Below are 15,383 nucleotides of genomic sequence, written 5' to 3'. Positions count from 1 at the left end.
GCGTCGCTGGAGGTCGTGACCTTCGACGACCTCGCCGTCGACGCGGCGCGCCGGGCAGGCGCCACGATCATCGTCAGGGGCCTGCGCGACGGCACGGACTTAGACTACGAGATGCAGATGGCGGGGATGAACGCGACGATGGCGCCCGCCATCCAGACGGTGTTCCTGCCGGCCTCGGGCAGCGTTCGCCACATCACCGCCACGCTCGTCCGCCAGATCGCGGCGATGGGCGGCGACGTCTCGCCCTTCGTTCCGGCACCGGTGCTCGCGGCGCTGACGGAGCGTTTCGCGCAGCGCTGAGGCTCGGCCACGCCGGCCGTCCGCATCAGCAGATTTTGGTTTGCATTTTGTGCGGAGCGATGGTGTCTGGGCGGAGTGAATCGGTGCGCCGTCCGCGCCCATCGCCCCCCGATCGAGTGTCCCTGATGCGTCTCTCCCGCTACTTCCTGCCGATCCTGCGCGACACGCCCAAGGAGGCCGAGATCGTCTCGCACCGGCTGATGCTGCGCGCCGGCATGATCCGCCAGCAATCCGCCGGCATCTATTCCTGGCTGCCGCTGGGGCTGCGGGTCCTCAACAAGATCAGCGCCGTGGTCCGCGAGGAGCAGAACCGCTCGGGTGCCGTCGAGATCCTGATGCCGACGATCCAATCGGCTGATCTCTGGCGCGAAAGCGGGCGCTACGACGCCTATGGCAAGGAGATGCTGCGCATCAAGGATCGGCATGATCGAGACATGCTCTACGGCCCGACCAATGAGGAGATGGTCACCGAGATCGTGCGGGCTTACGTCAAGTCCTACAAGGACTTGCCGCTGAATCTCTATCACATCCAGTGGAAGTTCCGCGACGAGGTTCGTCCCCGCTTCGGCGTGATGCGCGGCCGCGAGTTCCTGATGAAGGACGCCTATTCCTTCGATCTCGACAAGGAGGCGGCCCGCCACGCCTATAACCGCATGTTCACGGCCTATCTGCGCACCTTCGCGCGGCTCGGCCTGAAGGCGATCCCGATGCGCGCCGACACCGGCCCGATCGGCGGCGATCTCAGTCACGAGTTCATCGTGCTCGCTTCCACCGGCGAGAGCGAGGTCTTCTGCCACAAGGATTATCTCGATTTCGAGACGCCGCCCGCCGACACCGATTTCGACAGCGTCGAGGGGCTGAAGGGCATCGTCGACAAGTGGACGAGCCTCTATGCGGCGACCGAGGAGATGCACGACAAGGCGGCCTTCGACGCGCTGCCCGCGGAGAAGCAGGTCTCGGCGCGTGGCATCGAGGTCGGCCACATCTTCTATTTCGGCACGAAATACTCGGAACCGATGGGCGCGAGCGTCACCGGGCCGGACGGCCAGCAGGTGCTCCTCCATGGCGGCTCATACGGCATCGGGCCGAGCCGGCTCGTCGCCGCGCTGATCGAGGCCGGCCATGACGAGGCCGGCATCGTCTGGCCCGACGAGATCGCTCCCTTCGACGTCGCGGTCCTCAACCTCAAGCTGGGCGACGCCGAGACGGACGGCGCCAGCCGGCGCATCTATGAGCACCTCCTGGCCAGGGGCTACGACGCGCTTTATGACGACACCGATGCCAGGCCGGGCGGTAAGTTCGCCACCGCCGATCTGATCGGCGTGCCCTGGCAGATCATCGTCGGCCCGAAGGGCCTGGCCGAGGGCAAGGTCGAGATCAAGCGCCGCACCAGCGGCGAGCGCGAGCTGGTGTCGATCGAGGAGGCGCTGGCCCGCTTCAAGGGCAAGGCGGCGTGAGCGTCGCCACGACCACCGATCGTCAGGACGAGGCACCGAGCGGGACGCGGCCCTTCGCCGGCTTCGAATGGCTGCTCGCGGGGCGTTACCTACGCACGCGGCGCCGCGAGGGCTTCGTTTCGGTCATCGCCGGCTTCTCCTTCCTCGGCATCCTGCTCGGGGTGGCCACCCTGATCATCGTGATGTCGGTGATGAACGGCTTCCGCAAGGAACTGCTGGAGAAGATCGTTGGGGTGAACGGCCACATCTTCGCGACGCCGATCGACCGGCCGCTTGACGATTACGACATCGTCTCGCAGCGCCTGCGGTCCATCCCCGGCATTCGGCTGGCGATTCCGCTGGTCGAGGGGCAGGCGCTCGCCTCCTCGCAGACCGGCAATGGCGGCGTGCTGGTCCGCGGTATCCGCGAGGCCGACATCAAGGCGATCCCCTTCGTCGGCGGCAATGTCCGGCGCGGGACGCTCGACGGGTTCGATCAGGCGGGCGGTGTCGCCGTCGGCAAGCGGCTGGCGGATTCGCTCGGCCTTCAGGTCGGTGATTCCATCAACATCATCTCGCCCAAGGGCGCCTCGACCCCGTTCGGCACGGCGCCGCGGATCAAGGCCTATCCGATCCAGGCGGTCTTCGAGATCGGCATGACCGAGTTCGACGCCTCCTTCGTCTTCATGCCGCTGGGTGAGGCGCAGGCCTATTTCAACCGCGAAGGCGACGTGAACGTCATCGAGATCTTCGTCGACGATCCCGACCGGACGCAAAGCGTGCGCGACGCCATCGAGGCCGACGCACCGCGTCCGCTCGTGCTCTCCGACTGGCGCCAGCGCAACCGCAGCTTCTTCAATGCGCTGGAGGTCGAGCGGAACGTCATGTTCATCATCCTGACGCTGATCGTACTGGTCGCGGCGCTGAACATCGTCTCCGGCCTGATCATGCTGGTGAAGGACAAGACCGCCGACATCGCGATCATGCGCACCATGGGGGCCACCCGCGGCACCGTCATGCGCGTCTTCCTGATCACGGGAGCGGCGATCGGCGTCTTCGGCACGCTGGCGGGGCTCGCGCTCGGCGTCGTCTTCGCCAACAACATCAAGGCGATCATGGCGGCGCTGAACTGGCTCACCGGCGCCAATCTCTGGGATCCGACGGTGCGCTTCCTGAGCGACATCCCCTCCGTGATCGACTGGGGCGAGGTCACGAGCGTGGTGCTGATGGCGCTCGTCCTGTCGCTGCTGGCGACCCTCTATCCGGCCTGGAAGGCGGCGCGGCTCGATCCCGTGCAGGCGCTGAGGATGGGCTGAGGCGCATGTCCGACACCACGCCCCGCGAAACCCCGGCGCTCTTCCTCTCGCAGGTCGAGCGCTACTACCCCCAGGCCGACGCGCCGCTCGAGATCCTTCGCAAGGCGGATTTCGCGCTCTGGCCCGGCGAACTCGTCGCGCTGGTGGCGCCGAGCGGCACCGGCAAGTCGACGCTGCTGCACGTCGCCGGGCTGCTCGAGCGGCCCGATGGCGGCGAGGTCTTCGTCGGAGGGCTGCCGACCACCAAGCTCGACGACAAGGGCCGCACCCGCCTGCGCCGCACCGAGATCGGCTTCGTCTATCAGGCGCATCACCTGCTGCCCGAATTCTCGGCGCTGGAGAATGTCGTCCTGCCGCAGCGCATCCGCGGCCTCGACAAGGCGCTGGCCGAGGAGCGCGCCGCCGAACTCCTGACCTTCATGGGGCTCGGCGAGCGCCTCGACCATCTGCCCGGAGAACTGTCGGGCGGCGAGCAGCAGCGGGTCGCGATCGGTCGCGCCGTCGCCAACACGCCGCGCCTTCTGCTGGCCGACGAGCCCACCGGCAATCTCGACCCGCACACCTCGCTCCACGTCTTCCAGACGCTGGTGGCGCTGGCCCGCGCCTCGGGCCTGGCGGCGCTGATCGCCACCCACAACCTCGATCTCGCCCGACGCATGGACCGGCAGGTGACGATCCGCGACGGGCATGTCGTGCCGCTCTGACGCGAACCGCCCTTCATCCCGTTCGATTCAGATTTTGTTAACCGTTTGAGGCATGCGCGCCCTGCAGATGACGCATGGGTATTGACGAGAACAAACAATGAACTAAAACGGACATATCAGAAACGTGAGGGCTTGATCATGATCGTCGCGCGGAAAGTCGCAGCCGGAATCGCCGAGATCGCATCGCTCGGGCTGTTCCTCGGCATGGTCTGGGTCTGGGCGGCGCTGTTCTGCGCACCGGGCATCTGACGATCCACAACGGCGACGATCGGCACCATGGCGCCGCGCCGATTGCCGCCGCATAACGGTCGCCTGGGCGGCCGGCGAGTCGCCCGCAGCAAACCAGCAGGCGGATGATGGCACGCGAACCGGACGACAGCCGCGTTCTCTCCGAGGTCGGCTTCGTCCATCTCCACGTCCATTCGAGCTATTCGCTGCTCGAGGGCGCTTTGATGGTCGGCACGCTCGCCAAGATGGCGGCCGCGGACGGCCAGCCCGCCCTGGCGCTGACGGACACCAATAATCTGTTCGGCGCGCTCGAATTCGCCGAGAAGATGACCGGCGTCGGCGTGCAGCCGATCGCGGGTGTGCAGCTCTCGCTCGATTGCGGCGACGAGGCCGAAGCCGGCCGGGGCAGGGCGCTGCCGCAGATCCCACCCCACATCGTCCTGCTGGCGATGAACGAGGCCGGCTACGGCAATCTGATGAAGCTCGTCACCCAGGCCGCGCTGGCCAGCGGCGGCAGCGGCCAGCCGGTGTCCAATCTCGACGCGCTCGCGGCCCATCACGAGGGGCTGATCGCGCTGACCGGCGGACGGGGCGGGCCGCTCGACGTCGCCCTGCGCAACAACCAGCTGCCCCAGGCCCGCACCCGGCTGGCGACGCTGTCGCGGATCTTCGGCGACCGGCTCTATGTCGAGGTCCAGCGGCACGGCGGCGACGGCGATGCGGCGGTCGAGGCTCACCTGCTGCAGCTCGCCTATGATTCGGATCTGCCGATCGTCGCCACCAACGAGCCCTTCTTCGCCAAGCCTGCCGACTACGACGCCCATGACGCGCTGCTGGCGGTGGCCGCCGGCCGCCTCGTCTCGGATGGCGAGCGCCGCCGCGTGACCCCCGAGCACTACTTCACCAGCCGCGCCGAGATGAAGCGGCGCTTCGCCGATCTGCCCGAGGCGCTGTCGGCCACCGTCGAGATCGCGATGCGCTGCACCTGGCGCGTCGGCCTGCGCAAGCCGATCCTGCCGCGCTTCGGCGAGGAGGGGCGCGACGAGGCCGAGGAACTGCAACTCCAGGCCAAGGCCGGCCTCGCCGCGCGCCTCGCCAAGCACGGGCCGGCCGAGAGCTACAGCGTCGAGGATTATGAGAAGCGGCTCGATTTCGAGCTGTCGATCATCACCCGGATGAAGTTCCCGGGCTACTTCCTGATCGTCGCGGACTTCATCAAATGGGCCAAGGACCACGACATTCCCGTCGGGCCGGGCCGTGGCTCCGGCGCGGGCTCGCTGGTCGCCTATGCGCTGACGATCACCGACGTCGATCCCCTGCGCTTCGGCCTGCTGTTCGAGCGCTTCCTCAACCCCGACCGCGTCTCGATGCCGGACTTCGACATCGACTTCTGCCAGAACCGGCGCGAAGAGGTCATCGACTACGTCAAGCATCGCTATGGCGAGCAGCGCGTCGCGCAGATCATCACCTTCGGCACGCTGCTCGCCCGCGGCGTGCTGCGCGACGTCGGCCGCGTGCTGGAAATGCCCTATGGCCAGGTCGACCGGCTGACCAAGCTCGTACCCCAGAATCCGGCCAAGCCGATCTCGCTGAAGGACGCCATCGAGGGCGAGCCCAAGCTGCAGCAGGCGGCGGAAGAGGAGCCGATCGTCGCCCGCCTGCTCGAGATCGGCCAGAAGCTCGAGGGACTGCACCGCCACGCCTCGACCCACGCCGCCGGCGTCGTCATCGGCGACCGCCCGCTCGAACAGCTCGTGGCCCTCTCGGTCGATCCCCGCACGGGCATGCGCGTCACCCAGTTCAACATGAAATGGGTCGAGCAGGCCGGGCTGGTGAAGTTCGACTTCCTCGGCCTCAAGACGCTGACGACGCTGACGACCGCCGTGAAGCTCATCGCCCAGCGCGGCATCGCCATCGATCTCGCGAGCCTGCCCTTCGACGATCCGCCGACCTACGCCATGCTGGCGCGCGGCGAGACGGTCGGCGTGTTCCAGGTGGAATCGGCTGGCATGCGCAAGGCCCTCGTCGAGATGAAGGCCGACCGGATCGAGGATCTGATCGCGCTGGTCGCGCTCTACCGGCCGGGCCCGATGGACAACATCCCGACCTATTGCCGCCGCAAGCTCGGTCTCGAGGAGCCGACCTATCTGCATCCCGGCATGGCACCCTATCTCTCCGAGACGCATGGCATCATCGTCTACCAGGAGCAGGTGATGCAGGTGGCCCAGGCGCTCTCGGGCTATTCGCTCGGCGAAGCCGACCTGCTGCGCCGTGCCATGGGCAAGAAGATCAAGGCGGAGATGGACGCCCAGCGCGACCGCTTCGTGAAGGGGGCGATCGAGAACGGCATCAAGAAGGAGGTCGCTTCCGAGATCTTCGACCTGCTGGCGAAGTTCGCCGATTACGGCTTCAACAAGAGCCATGCCGCGGCCTATGCCGTGGTCGCCTTCCAGACCGCCTATCTCAAGGCGAATTACCCGGTCGAGTTCCTGGCGGCGTCGATGACGCTCGACATGGGCAACACTGACAAGCTCTCGGAATTCCGGCGCGATGCCGAGCGGCTCGGCATCAAGGTGCTGCCGCCGGCGATCAACCGTTCCGGGGTCGAGTTCGACGTCCATGAGGGCGCGATCCACTACGCGCTCGGCGCGATCAAGGGAGTCGGTCGCGTCGCGGTGGAATCGGTCGTCGCTGCGCGTACCGCGGGCGGCCCCTTCCGCGACCTCGCCGATTTCGCCCGCCGCATCGACACCAAGCTCGTCAACCGGCGCACCATCGAGGCCCTGATCGCGGCCGGCGCGCTCGACGCGCTCGAGCCCGAGCGGGCCCGCGCCATGGCGGCGATCGACGGCATGCTGGCGCTGTCGAACCGCACCCGCGAGGCCGCGCTCGGCGGCCAGTCCGAACTTTTCGGCGGCGGCTCGGTCCAGGAAGCCTTCCGAATTCCGCCGGTCGAGCCATGGGCCCCGGCCGAGCGGCTGAAGCGCGAGCATGACGCGGTCGGCTTCTTCCTGTCAGGCCACCCGCTCGACGATTACGAGCATGTGCTGAAGCGCCTGCGTGTCCAGCGCTTCGCCGATTTCGCCCAGACGGTGCGCGCCAACGGCACCGGCGTCGCCAAGGTCGCCGTCTCGGTGATCGACCGCTCGGAGCGGCGCACCAAATCCGGCTCGAAGATGGGCATCGTTAACCTGTCGGATCCGAGCGGCCAGTTCGAGGCGATCCTGTTCTCGGAGGCATTGCAGCGCTATCGCGACCTGCTGGAGCCGGGCAGGGCGCTGGTGCTGCGCCTGTCTGCGGTGCTCGACGGCGAGGATGTCCGCCCGCGGATCGAGGATGTCGAGGTGCTCGACGAACTGGCCGCCCGCCAGAAGCAGGACCTGCTGGTCTATCTGCGCGACGACAAGGCGCTCGCCTCGATCGCCGAGCGCGTCCGGCCCCGTGGCGACGGCCTCAAGGCCGATGGCAAGATCGCACTGGTCATGATCCTCAATGACGGCGCCCAGGAGGTCGAGATCGAGCTGCCCGGCCGCTATCCGGTCAACCAGCAGATCGCCAACGCCGTCCGCGCGGCGCCGGGCGTGGTCAGCGTCGAACTGCGCTGAATCGCACCGGCCGGGCTTGTGCGGGCCAGCCGGCAATGCATTCTGGCCATCCGACGCCAGAGCCTGCCGGAACGGTGGTGCATGGCGTCGATGCCGGGGGGCAGCCATGAAGCAGTACGTCGCGCAGATTCCGATGAGCCTTGCCGTGCCCGATGCCATGTACTGGGCCATCAAGGACGTGCTCGAGGGCGAATACGAGACCGGCTATGACGGGGTCGGGCTCGACATTCTCGACATCGGCGCGAATGTCGGCTCCTTCGCGCTCTGGGCGACGGCGCGTTGGCCGGGGAGCCAGGTGACATCCTACGAGCCGCATCCCGGCACCTTCGAGCTGCTCCAGCGCAACACGCGATTGCGCCGCGACATCACCGCGGTCAATGCCGCCGTCTTTCCAGGTGGCGCCACGACGGCGAGCTTCGTCAGTCGCTTCGCGGGCGACGGCGAATCCGGCCTCGCCTCCTATGCCGGCGACACCTTCGTCGAGGGCGCCATGGTCGAGCGTTACGAGGTGGCGGTGGTCGATCCCGCCGGGCTGCCCTCGGCCGATATCGTCAAGATTGACATCGAGGGCGGGGAGGGCGACGTGCTCGACAGCCTCGACCTGTCGAAGACCTCGCTGGTCCTGCTCGAATACCAGAACCGCAAGAACCGCCTCCAGCTCGAAGCCCGCCTGCGCGCCGATTTCGATCTGATCGACACGGTCGAGCACATCTGGGATCCGCTGCTCGAACAGCGCTGCTACCGCTCCGATCTGGCGGGCGACGTCTATGGCCGGATGTTCGCAGCCCGCAGGGGCATGACGCGGCTGACGCGCGCCGCCGGCCGCTGAGGCGGTTGGTCGATCCGGCGCGGCGGCGACGGATCAGCTCGCCGGCTCCTCCTGCCGCGCCTGCACGCGGTCGCGGCCCAGCCGCTTGGAGCGATAGAGTGCGCTGTCGGCGTCCTCCAGCAGCAGGCCGAGCGGCTGCGAGGCGGCATCCCCTTCCGAGACACCGATGCTCAGGGTCGGTGCGGCCGGCAGATCGGACCGGGCGGCGAGCGCTTGCGCGAAAGCCTGCCTCAGCCGCTCGGCAACCCGGACGCCCTCCTGCAGGCCGAGGCCCGGCAGCATCACCACGAATTCGTCGCCGCCATGGCGGGCGATCACGTCGCCCTCGCGCAGCTGGCCCCGGGCGACATCGGCGAAGAGCCGGAGGATCTCGTCGCCCGCCGCATGGCCATGGGTGTCGTTCAGCGTCTTGAAATGGTCGATGTCGATCAGCAGCAGCGCGGCGCGCTGCGGCCGGCCGGAAGACAGTGCGGCGACCGCACGCTCGAGGCCGCTGCGGTTCATCGTCCTCGTCAGCGGGTCGTGCTCGGCGAGTGCGGCGAGCTGGCTGCCGCTGCGCTCCGCCGCCAGCAGCAGCAGGGCGTTGCCGCGGGCGAGGACGAGCGCCGCAGCGCCCACCGCCGTCCAGTGCATCGGCACAGGCTGTGGCGGAAAGAGTTCTTCGCCGAGATGGCCGTTGAGCGCCAGAATCGCCCGAACGACGAAAAGGACGCTCGTCGGTAGGAAGAGCGCGACGAGAATCCAGGCCGAGCGCAGCCCGTCCTTGCGTGCAAGGCGGAAACCCTCGCGGGCTACCGCGGCATCGCAGCATCCCATCAGCAGCGCGACCAGGGCCGCACGCCGGGGAAAGCCGCCCGGCTCGATCCACAGCATCAGCAGGGTCATCGGGGCGACCACCGCCAGGCCGTAATGCCATGGCTTCGTGCGCAGGCCGGCGAAACTGCGCACGCTGACCAGCACGAGGACGTAGCCGGCCCAGGTCAGGGTGTTGGCGAGCCCCATGGAGATCGCGTCGGGAATGGTCCCGCGCATGACGACGAGGATGATGCCGCCGCCGATCAGCAGGCTGCTCAGGCCCCACCACAGCGGCCAGCGCCCGAAGCGCCCCGTCGCGAAGGCGCTGAGCTGAAGCAGGCCGAGGATCATCGAGGTCGCGGCGGCCACCGCATAGATCGTTCGCAGGTCGAGAGGCACGGGCGGCGTCCGGAAGGGCTCGACCCTGTCTAGCCGAACGAAGGTGAACGGTCTTGCGTCATTCGCCGTTGCGCGGGGCGGGCGGAGAGCGCGTTTTGCCCGCTCGCCGCCTTGCATTCGAGGCGCTTCCCCTGTATGGCGCAGCCCATCCCACATGGGGAGCACCGCCTCGGCTTCGAGGCGATCCGGTGACTTGGCAGCTCATGCCTCGTTCATTCGCACCCCAGAGGCTCAACCGGAAGGACGTTACAGACCATGGCTCTGCCTGATTTCTCCATGCGCCAGCTCCTCGAAGCCGGGGCCCATTTCGGCCACCAGTCTCACCGCTGGAACCCCAAGATGTCGCCCTACATCTTCGGCACGCGCAACAACATCCACATTCTCGACCTGTCGCAGTCGGTACCGATGCTCTCGCGCGCCCTGCAGGCGGTGTCGGACACCGTCGCCCGTGGCGGCCGCGTTCTCTTCGTCGGCACCAAGCGCCAGGCGCAGGACGCCATCGCCGACGCCGCCAAGCGCTCGGCCCAGTACTACGTCAATTCCCGCTGGCTCGGCGGCATGCTGACCAATTGGAAGACCATCTCGGCCTCGATCCAGCGCCTGCGCAAGGTCGACGAGATGCTCGCCGGCGGCGGCAGCGGCCTGACCAAGAAGGAGCGCCTGATGCTCGCCCGCGAGCGCGACAAGCTCGAGAAGGCGCTCGGCGGCATCAAGGACATGGGCGGCACGCCCGACATGATCTTCGTGATCGACACCAACAAGGAAGCGCTCGCGATCAAGGAGGCCCAGCGCCTCGGCATCCCGGTCGCCGCGATCATCGACTCGAACTCGGATCCGGACGGCATCACCTTCCCGGTTCCCGCCAATGACGACGCCGGCCGCGCCATCCAGCTTTATTGCGATCTCGTCGCCCGTTCGGCGATCGACGGCATCTCGCGCGCCTCGGGCGACCACGGCGTCGATCTCGGCGCCGCCGAGGCTCCGATCGTCGAGGAGGCTGTCGCCGAGCCGGCCGCCGCCGATGCGGGCGTCGCCTTCGAGTTGCTGACCGCGCCGCGCGGCGCGCCGGACGATCTGATGAAGCTCTCCGGCATGGGCCCCGAGCTGGTCCAGAAGCTCAACGACGGCGGCCTGTTCCACTTCTGGCAGTTCGCGGCGATGTCGCCGGCCGATCTGACCAAGATCGATCAGGACCTGAAGCTCGGTGGCCGCATCGAGCGCGAGGGCTGGGTCGCCCAGGCGCGCGAACTCGCCGACGCCTGAGCCCGCCCAGCGGGATGCGGCGCGTCATCGGCGCGTCGCAATCCGGCTGCTGATGAGACGAAGATGAAAGCCGACCAGCGCCGACGCCGGAAACGGAGCGTCGGCGTTGCTCCATAGGAGCCGGTCTGGCTGGGATCCGCGGCAGCCCGCCCTGCGGCGCCGCACGACAGACGAGGATGACGAAGATGGCTGCGATCACCGCCGCATTGGTGAAGGAACTCCGCGACAAGACCGGCGCGGGCATGATGGACTGCAAGGCCGCGCTCACGGCCGTCGACGGCGACCTCGAGGCCGCGATCGACTGGCTGCGCACCAAGGGCCTCGCCAAGGCCGCCAAGAAGGCCGACCGCGTTGCTGCCGAAGGTCTGGTCGCCGTCGCGGTGTCGGGCCACAGCGGTGTCGTCATCGAGCTGAACTCGGAAACGGACTTCGTCGCCCGCAACCTGGAGTTCCAGGGCCTGGCGCATAGCATCGCCAATGTCGCGCTGGAGCGTGGCGGCGACGCCGAGGCTGTGCTGGCCCATCACTATCCGGGCGGCGGCACGGTCAAGGACGCCATCGCCAACGCGATCGCCACCATCGGCGAGAACATGAATCTGCGCCGCGTCGCGCAGCTCAAGGTCTCGGCCGGTCTCATCGGCACCTACGTCCATGGCGCGGTCGCCGACGGCCTCGGCAAGATCGGCGTCATCGTCGCGCTCGAATCGACCGGCAAGTCGGACGAGCTCGCGGTGCTCGGCCGTCAGCTGGCCATGCACGTCGCTGCGACCAACCCTGTCGCGCTCGATCTCGCTTCGGTCGATCCCGAGGTTCTGGCCCGCGAGAAGGCGATTCTGGCCGAGAAGAATGCCGGCAAGCCCGCCCATGTGCTCGAGAAGATCACCGAGAGCGGGCTGAAGAGCTACGCCAAGGAGTACTGCCTGCTCGAGCAGACCTACATCCATGACGGCTCCAAGTCGGTCGGCCAGGTCCTCAAGGAGCTCGAGGGCAAGGTCGGCGCGCCGGTCAAGCTGACGGGCTTCGCCCGCTACGCGCTGGGCGAGGGCATCGAGAAGGAAGAGCAGGATTTCGCCGCCGAGGTCGCCGCCGCTGGCGGCACGACGGGCTGAACCGGCTCGAGAACGGACGAAACGAAGGCCGCGCCCCAGCGCGGCCTTTTTTGTAGGAGCAGGCTCCCGGTGCCGAGGGCGGTGCGGCCCTGCGCGAGCCGCTGCGGACGACCTCGTGGTCTGCGGCTGGTTCATGCGATCATCCAATGCAGGACGGAGACGATCCCGATGCGGCCCCAGCGCGTTCTCGTGAAGCTTTCCGGCGAAGCCCTGGCCGGACAGGCCGGTTCAGGCCTCGACGGCGCCACCCTGACGGCGCTCGCCGCCGACATCGCCCATGCCTCGCGCGAGGGCGTCGAGATCGCCATCGTGGTCGGCGGCGGCAATTTCTTCCGCGGCGTCCAAGGCCTGACCAAGGGGCTGGACCGTACCAGCGCCGATTCGATCGGCATGCTCGGCACGGTGATGAACGCGCTCGCCCTCGAACATGCCATCGAGAGCGCGGGTGCCCCGGCGCGCGCCATGTCGGCCGTGCCGATGCCGTCGCTGTGCGAGAGCTATGCCCGCAAGCGCGCGCTCGACCATCTCACCAACGGCAAGGTCGTTGTGCTCGGCGGCGGCACCGGCAATCCTTATTTCACCACCGACACCGGGGCTGCCTTGCGCGCGGCCGAACTCGGCTGCAGCCATCTGCTCAAGGCCACGCAGGTCGACGGCGTCTATTCCGCCGACCCGAAGAAGGACCCGGCCGCGACCCGTTACGACACGCTGACCCACGCCGAAGCCATCAGCCGGGACCTGAAGGTGATGGACACCGCCGCCTTTGCCCTGGCGCGCGATGCGGGACTGACCATCGTCGTGTTCTCGATCGCCGAGGCGGGCATGCTGGCGGCCGTGCTGCGCGGCGAGGGCCGGGCAACCTATGTGACGCCGTAACTGCTTCGCGTCATGATGTTCTTGACCCTGGCCGGCCCCCCCGCCATGGTCGCGCCGGGTCCGTGGAAACACCCGGCAACGCACAACCGATCTCGCATCGCGGCCGGCGGCAGGCCGGCCTCCGCTTCAGCGCGGTGCACAAGTTCAAGGTCTAGAAGACGATGCCCCAGACGACGTTCGATCTCGCCGACGTGAAGCGCCGCATGCAGGGCGCGCTGCAGTCCTTCAAAGGCGATCTCGCCTCCCTGCGCTCGGGCCGCGCCTCGGCCAACATGCTCGATCCGATCCAGGTCGAGGCCTATGGTGCCCGCCAGCCGCTCTCCCAGCTCGCTACGGTGAGCGTGCCGGAAGCCCGCCTGCTCAGCGTCCAGGTCTGGGACCGCAGCATGGTCGGGCCGGTCGAGAAGGCGATTCGCGAATCCGATCTCGGGCTCAACCCGCAGACGGAAGGCCAGGTCCTGCGCATCCGCATCCCGGAGCTGAACGAGCAGCGCCGCAAGGAGATGGTCAAGGTCGCGCATAAATACGCCGAGGAATCGAAGATCGCGGTGCGCCATGTCCGTCGCGACGCCATCGACATCATCAAGAAGGTCGAGAAGGAGGGCGCCTTCACCAAGGACGACGTCACCCGCCAGTCCGATCTCGTCCAGAAGGCAACCGACCAGCATATCGCCGAGATCGACCAGGCGCTGGCGGCCAAGGAGAAGGAAATCCTGAGCGTCTGACGCTCGCGGCGCGAGCGCGCCCGATTCCCCGGCGCCAGGCCGAACGAGGCATATCCAGAAATGTCAGCAGGCCAGCGCCCGGGACACGTCCCCCAGCCCGCCCATGTCGCGATCATCATGGACGGCAATGGCCGCTGGGCGCAGATGCGTGGCCTGCCGCGGCAGGAAGGCCATCGCCGCGGGCTCGAGGCGCTGCGCGCCGCAGTCCGCAATGCCGGCGATCTCGGTGTCAGGATCCTGACGCTCTACAGCTTCTCAACCGAAAACTGGCGGCGCCCGGCGACAGAGGTCTCCTTCCTGCTCGGCCTGCTCAAGCGGTTCGTCGAGAAGGATCTGGGCGAACTCCATGCCGCCGGCGTGCGGGTGCGGATCATCGGCGGCCGCGACGATCTCAGCCCCGATCTGCGCCGCCTGGTCGATCACGCGGAGACGCTGACGCGCGACAACACCGCGATGACGCTCGTCGTCGCCTTCAACTATGGCGCGCGCGACGAGATCGTCCGGGCGACGCGCGCGCTGGCGGCCGATGCTGCCGCGGGGCGGATCGATCCGGCCGCCATCGACGAGACCATGCTGGCCTCGCGACTCGATACGGCGGATCTGCCCGATCCCGAACTGGTGATCCGCACCTCCGGCGAGACGCGGATCTCGAACTTCCTGCTCTGGCAGGCGGCCTATGCCGAATTCGTCTTCCTGCCGGTGCTCTGGCCCGATTTCGACCGCGCCGCCTTCGAGGAGGCGCTCGCCGAATACGGCCGGCGCGAGCGCCGCTTCGGCGGCGTCTCGGACGGCATCGACCGGTCGGTGGGCGCGGCATGACCCCTCCAGCCGCCGGGCAGCCTCGATCAGGCCAGGGCGAATTGCGGCTGCGCATCATCTCGGCCCTGGTCCTGGCGGCGGTCGTGCTGGCGGTGACCGTCTGGGGCGGCTGGCCCTTCCGGATCGTCTGGACCCTCGTCGCGGGCCTCGTCGCCTATGAGTGGCTCTCGATCGCCGCCACCCGCGACCATGCGATCGCCGCAGGGATCGGCGTGGGGCTCGCCGGGCTGCTGCTCGGCTTCGCGCCGGTGAGCCAGCCCGCGCTCGCAGGTGTCGCCGCGCTCGCCGCGCTCGTCGGCGCCGTTCTGACGCCGCGCATGCGCGGGCGGCTGCCGCTGGAGCTCTGCGGCGTCGCCTATGCGCTGGCCTTCGCTCTCGTCGCGCCGGCGCTGCGCTCGCAGCCCGAGATCGGCCTGTCGCTGGTGATCTGGAGCTTCGCCGTCGTCTGGTTCACCGATATCGCCGCCTATTTCACCGGCCGCAGGCTCGGCGGGCCGAAGCTGATGCCGAGCGTCAGCCCCGGCAAGACCTGGTCGGGTGCGATCGGCGGGGCGCTGGTCGGCACGCTCTGCGGCTATGCCGTCTGGGCGTTCACGCCCGCCGCCCAGCAGATCGTGGGGGCGGGACTCGTCATCGCCGGGTCCCTCGCGGCATCGATCTTCAGCCAGATGGGCGACCTGTTCGAATCCGCGCTGAAGCGCCGTTTCGGCGCCAAGGATTCCAGCCGGCTCATCCCCGGCCATGGCGGCTTCCTCGACAGGTTGGACGGCTACTGGGCCGTGCTCGTCTTCGCCGGCTTCGTCCTTTTCCTGTCCCATCTCTGACGCGGGCTCTCGCATGCTGCGCACCGTCACGCTTCTCGGAGCGACCGGGTCCATCGGCCGATCGACCCGCGAGGTTGTGGCGGAGAATCCCGATCGCCTGAGGATCGCGGCGGTGGTGGCGGGGCGCGACGCCTTGGCGCTCGCCCGCATCGCGA

Annotated in this window: 13 protein-coding genes and 1 pseudogene; 13 read left to right on the top strand and 1 reads right to left on the bottom strand. The window is 68.2% G+C overall.

Annotation, left to right across the window (positions count from 1 at the left end; all coding sequences use genetic code 11):
- The 6 genes from coaD to Q8M82_RS16305 form a co-directional block, all read left to right on the top strand.
- The coding region (gene coaD / locus Q8M82_RS16330; protein WP_305692383.1) for a pantetheine-phosphate adenylyltransferase at nt 1-300 on the top strand (300 nt) is incomplete at its 5' end.
- A 125-nt stretch (nt 301-425) separates the two neighbouring features.
- A complete protein-coding gene (gene proS, locus Q8M82_RS16325) occupies nt 426-1,757 on the top strand; it encodes a proline--tRNA ligase (protein ID WP_305692382.1) in 1,332 nt (443 codons plus the stop codon).
- Nucleotides 1,754-3,052 (top strand): lipoprotein-releasing ABC transporter permease subunit, encoded by a 1,299-nt coding sequence (locus Q8M82_RS16320; protein ID WP_305692381.1) that lies wholly within the window; start codon nt 1,754-1,756, stop codon nt 3,050-3,052. The genes proS and Q8M82_RS16320 overlap by 4 nt, the downstream gene beginning before the upstream one ends.
- Before the next feature lie 5 nt (nt 3,053-3,057).
- Entirely contained in the window at nt 3,058-3,756 is a 699-nt protein-coding gene (locus Q8M82_RS16315; protein ID WP_305692380.1) for an ABC transporter ATP-binding protein, read from the top strand.
- A 356-nt stretch (nt 3,757-4,112) separates the two neighbouring features.
- Complete coding sequence (dnaE, locus tag Q8M82_RS16310) at nt 4,113-7,589, top strand: DNA polymerase III subunit alpha (protein ID WP_305692379.1); 3,477 nt, start codon at nt 4,113-4,115, stop codon at nt 7,587-7,589.
- Between the two features lie 106 nt (nt 7,590-7,695).
- Nucleotides 7,696-8,418, top strand: coding sequence for an FkbM family methyltransferase (locus Q8M82_RS16305; protein ID WP_305692378.1), 723 nt, complete (start codon nt 7,696-7,698; stop codon nt 8,416-8,418).
- Between the two features lie 33 nt (nt 8,419-8,451).
- Here the strand turns inward: Q8M82_RS16305 and Q8M82_RS16300 are convergent, their stop codons facing one another.
- Entirely contained in the window at nt 8,452-9,612 is a 1,161-nt protein-coding gene (locus Q8M82_RS16300) for a GGDEF domain-containing protein (protein WP_305692377.1), read from the bottom strand.
- Between the two features lie 255 nt (nt 9,613-9,867).
- Between Q8M82_RS16300 and Q8M82_RS16295 the strand changes: the two genes are divergently transcribed.
- The 7 genes and pseudogenes from Q8M82_RS16295 to Q8M82_RS23455 form a co-directional block, all read left to right on the top strand.
- Nucleotides 9,868-10,875, top strand: coding sequence for a 30S ribosomal protein S2 (locus tag Q8M82_RS16295; protein WP_305692376.1), 1,008 nt, complete (start codon nt 9,868-9,870; stop codon nt 10,873-10,875).
- Nucleotides 10,876-11,060: 185 nt separating this feature from the next.
- A complete protein-coding gene (gene tsf, locus Q8M82_RS16290) occupies nt 11,061-11,984 on the top strand; it encodes a translation elongation factor Ts (RefSeq protein ID WP_305692375.1) in 924 nt (307 codons plus the stop codon).
- Nucleotides 11,985-12,152: 168 nt separating this feature from the next.
- Nucleotides 12,153-12,860 (top strand): UMP kinase, encoded by a 708-nt coding sequence (gene pyrH, locus Q8M82_RS16285; RefSeq protein ID WP_305692374.1) that lies wholly within the window; start codon nt 12,153-12,155, stop codon nt 12,858-12,860.
- A 161-nt stretch (nt 12,861-13,021) separates the two neighbouring features.
- Nucleotides 13,022-13,585 (top strand): ribosome recycling factor, encoded by a 564-nt coding sequence (frr, locus tag Q8M82_RS16280; RefSeq protein ID WP_305692373.1) that lies wholly within the window; start codon nt 13,022-13,024, stop codon nt 13,583-13,585.
- Nucleotides 13,586-13,645: 60 nt separating this feature from the next.
- Nucleotides 13,646-14,404, top strand: coding sequence for an isoprenyl transferase (locus tag Q8M82_RS16275; RefSeq protein ID WP_305692372.1), 759 nt, complete (start codon nt 13,646-13,648; stop codon nt 14,402-14,404).
- Nucleotides 14,401-15,228 (top strand): phosphatidate cytidylyltransferase, encoded by an 828-nt coding sequence (locus tag Q8M82_RS16270; protein ID WP_305692371.1) that lies wholly within the window; start codon nt 14,401-14,403, stop codon nt 15,226-15,228. Before Q8M82_RS16275 ends, Q8M82_RS16270 begins: the two co-directional genes overlap by 4 nt.
- Nucleotides 15,146-15,383 (top strand): annotated as a pseudogene (locus tag Q8M82_RS23455) (hypothetical protein); the annotation flags it as partial. The gene Q8M82_RS16270 and the pseudogene Q8M82_RS23455, both read left to right, overlap by 83 nt.

Source organism: Allobosea sp. (assembly GCF_030694325.1).
In the GTDB taxonomy this organism is placed as follows: domain Bacteria; phylum Pseudomonadota; class Alphaproteobacteria; order Rhizobiales; family Beijerinckiaceae; genus Allobosea.
This window is presented reverse-complemented; position numbering and strand designations above follow the sequence as displayed.

What these genes read in the sequence shown, in the direction of transcription:
- Q8M82_RS16295 (WP_305692376.1), top strand. Translation starts at nt 9,868, where the DNA reads ATGGCTCTGCCTGATTTCTCCATGCGCCAGCTCCTCGAAGCCGGGGCC.
- Q8M82_RS16305 (WP_305692378.1), top strand. Translation starts at nt 7,696, where the DNA reads ATGAAGCAGTACGTCGCGCAGATTCCGATGAGCCTTGCCGTGCCCGAT.
- tsf (WP_305692375.1), top strand. Translation starts at nt 11,061, where the DNA reads ATGGCTGCGATCACCGCCGCATTGGTGAAGGAACTCCGCGACAAGACC.
- frr (WP_305692373.1), top strand. Translation starts at nt 13,022, where the DNA reads ATGCCCCAGACGACGTTCGATCTCGCCGACGTGAAGCGCCGCATGCAG.
- proS (WP_305692382.1), top strand. Translation starts at nt 426, where the DNA reads ATGCGTCTCTCCCGCTACTTCCTGCCGATCCTGCGCGACACGCCCAAG.
- Q8M82_RS16275 (WP_305692372.1), top strand. Translation starts at nt 13,646, where the DNA reads ATGTCAGCAGGCCAGCGCCCGGGACACGTCCCCCAGCCCGCCCATGTC.
- dnaE (WP_305692379.1), top strand. Translation starts at nt 4,113, where the DNA reads ATGGCACGCGAACCGGACGACAGCCGCGTTCTCTCCGAGGTCGGCTTC.
- Q8M82_RS16270 (WP_305692371.1), top strand. Translation starts at nt 14,401, where the DNA reads ATGACCCCTCCAGCCGCCGGGCAGCCTCGATCAGGCCAGGGCGAATTG.
- Q8M82_RS16315 (WP_305692380.1), top strand. Translation starts at nt 3,058, where the DNA reads ATGTCCGACACCACGCCCCGCGAAACCCCGGCGCTCTTCCTCTCGCAG.
- pyrH (WP_305692374.1), top strand. Translation starts at nt 12,153, where the DNA reads ATGCGGCCCCAGCGCGTTCTCGTGAAGCTTTCCGGCGAAGCCCTGGCC.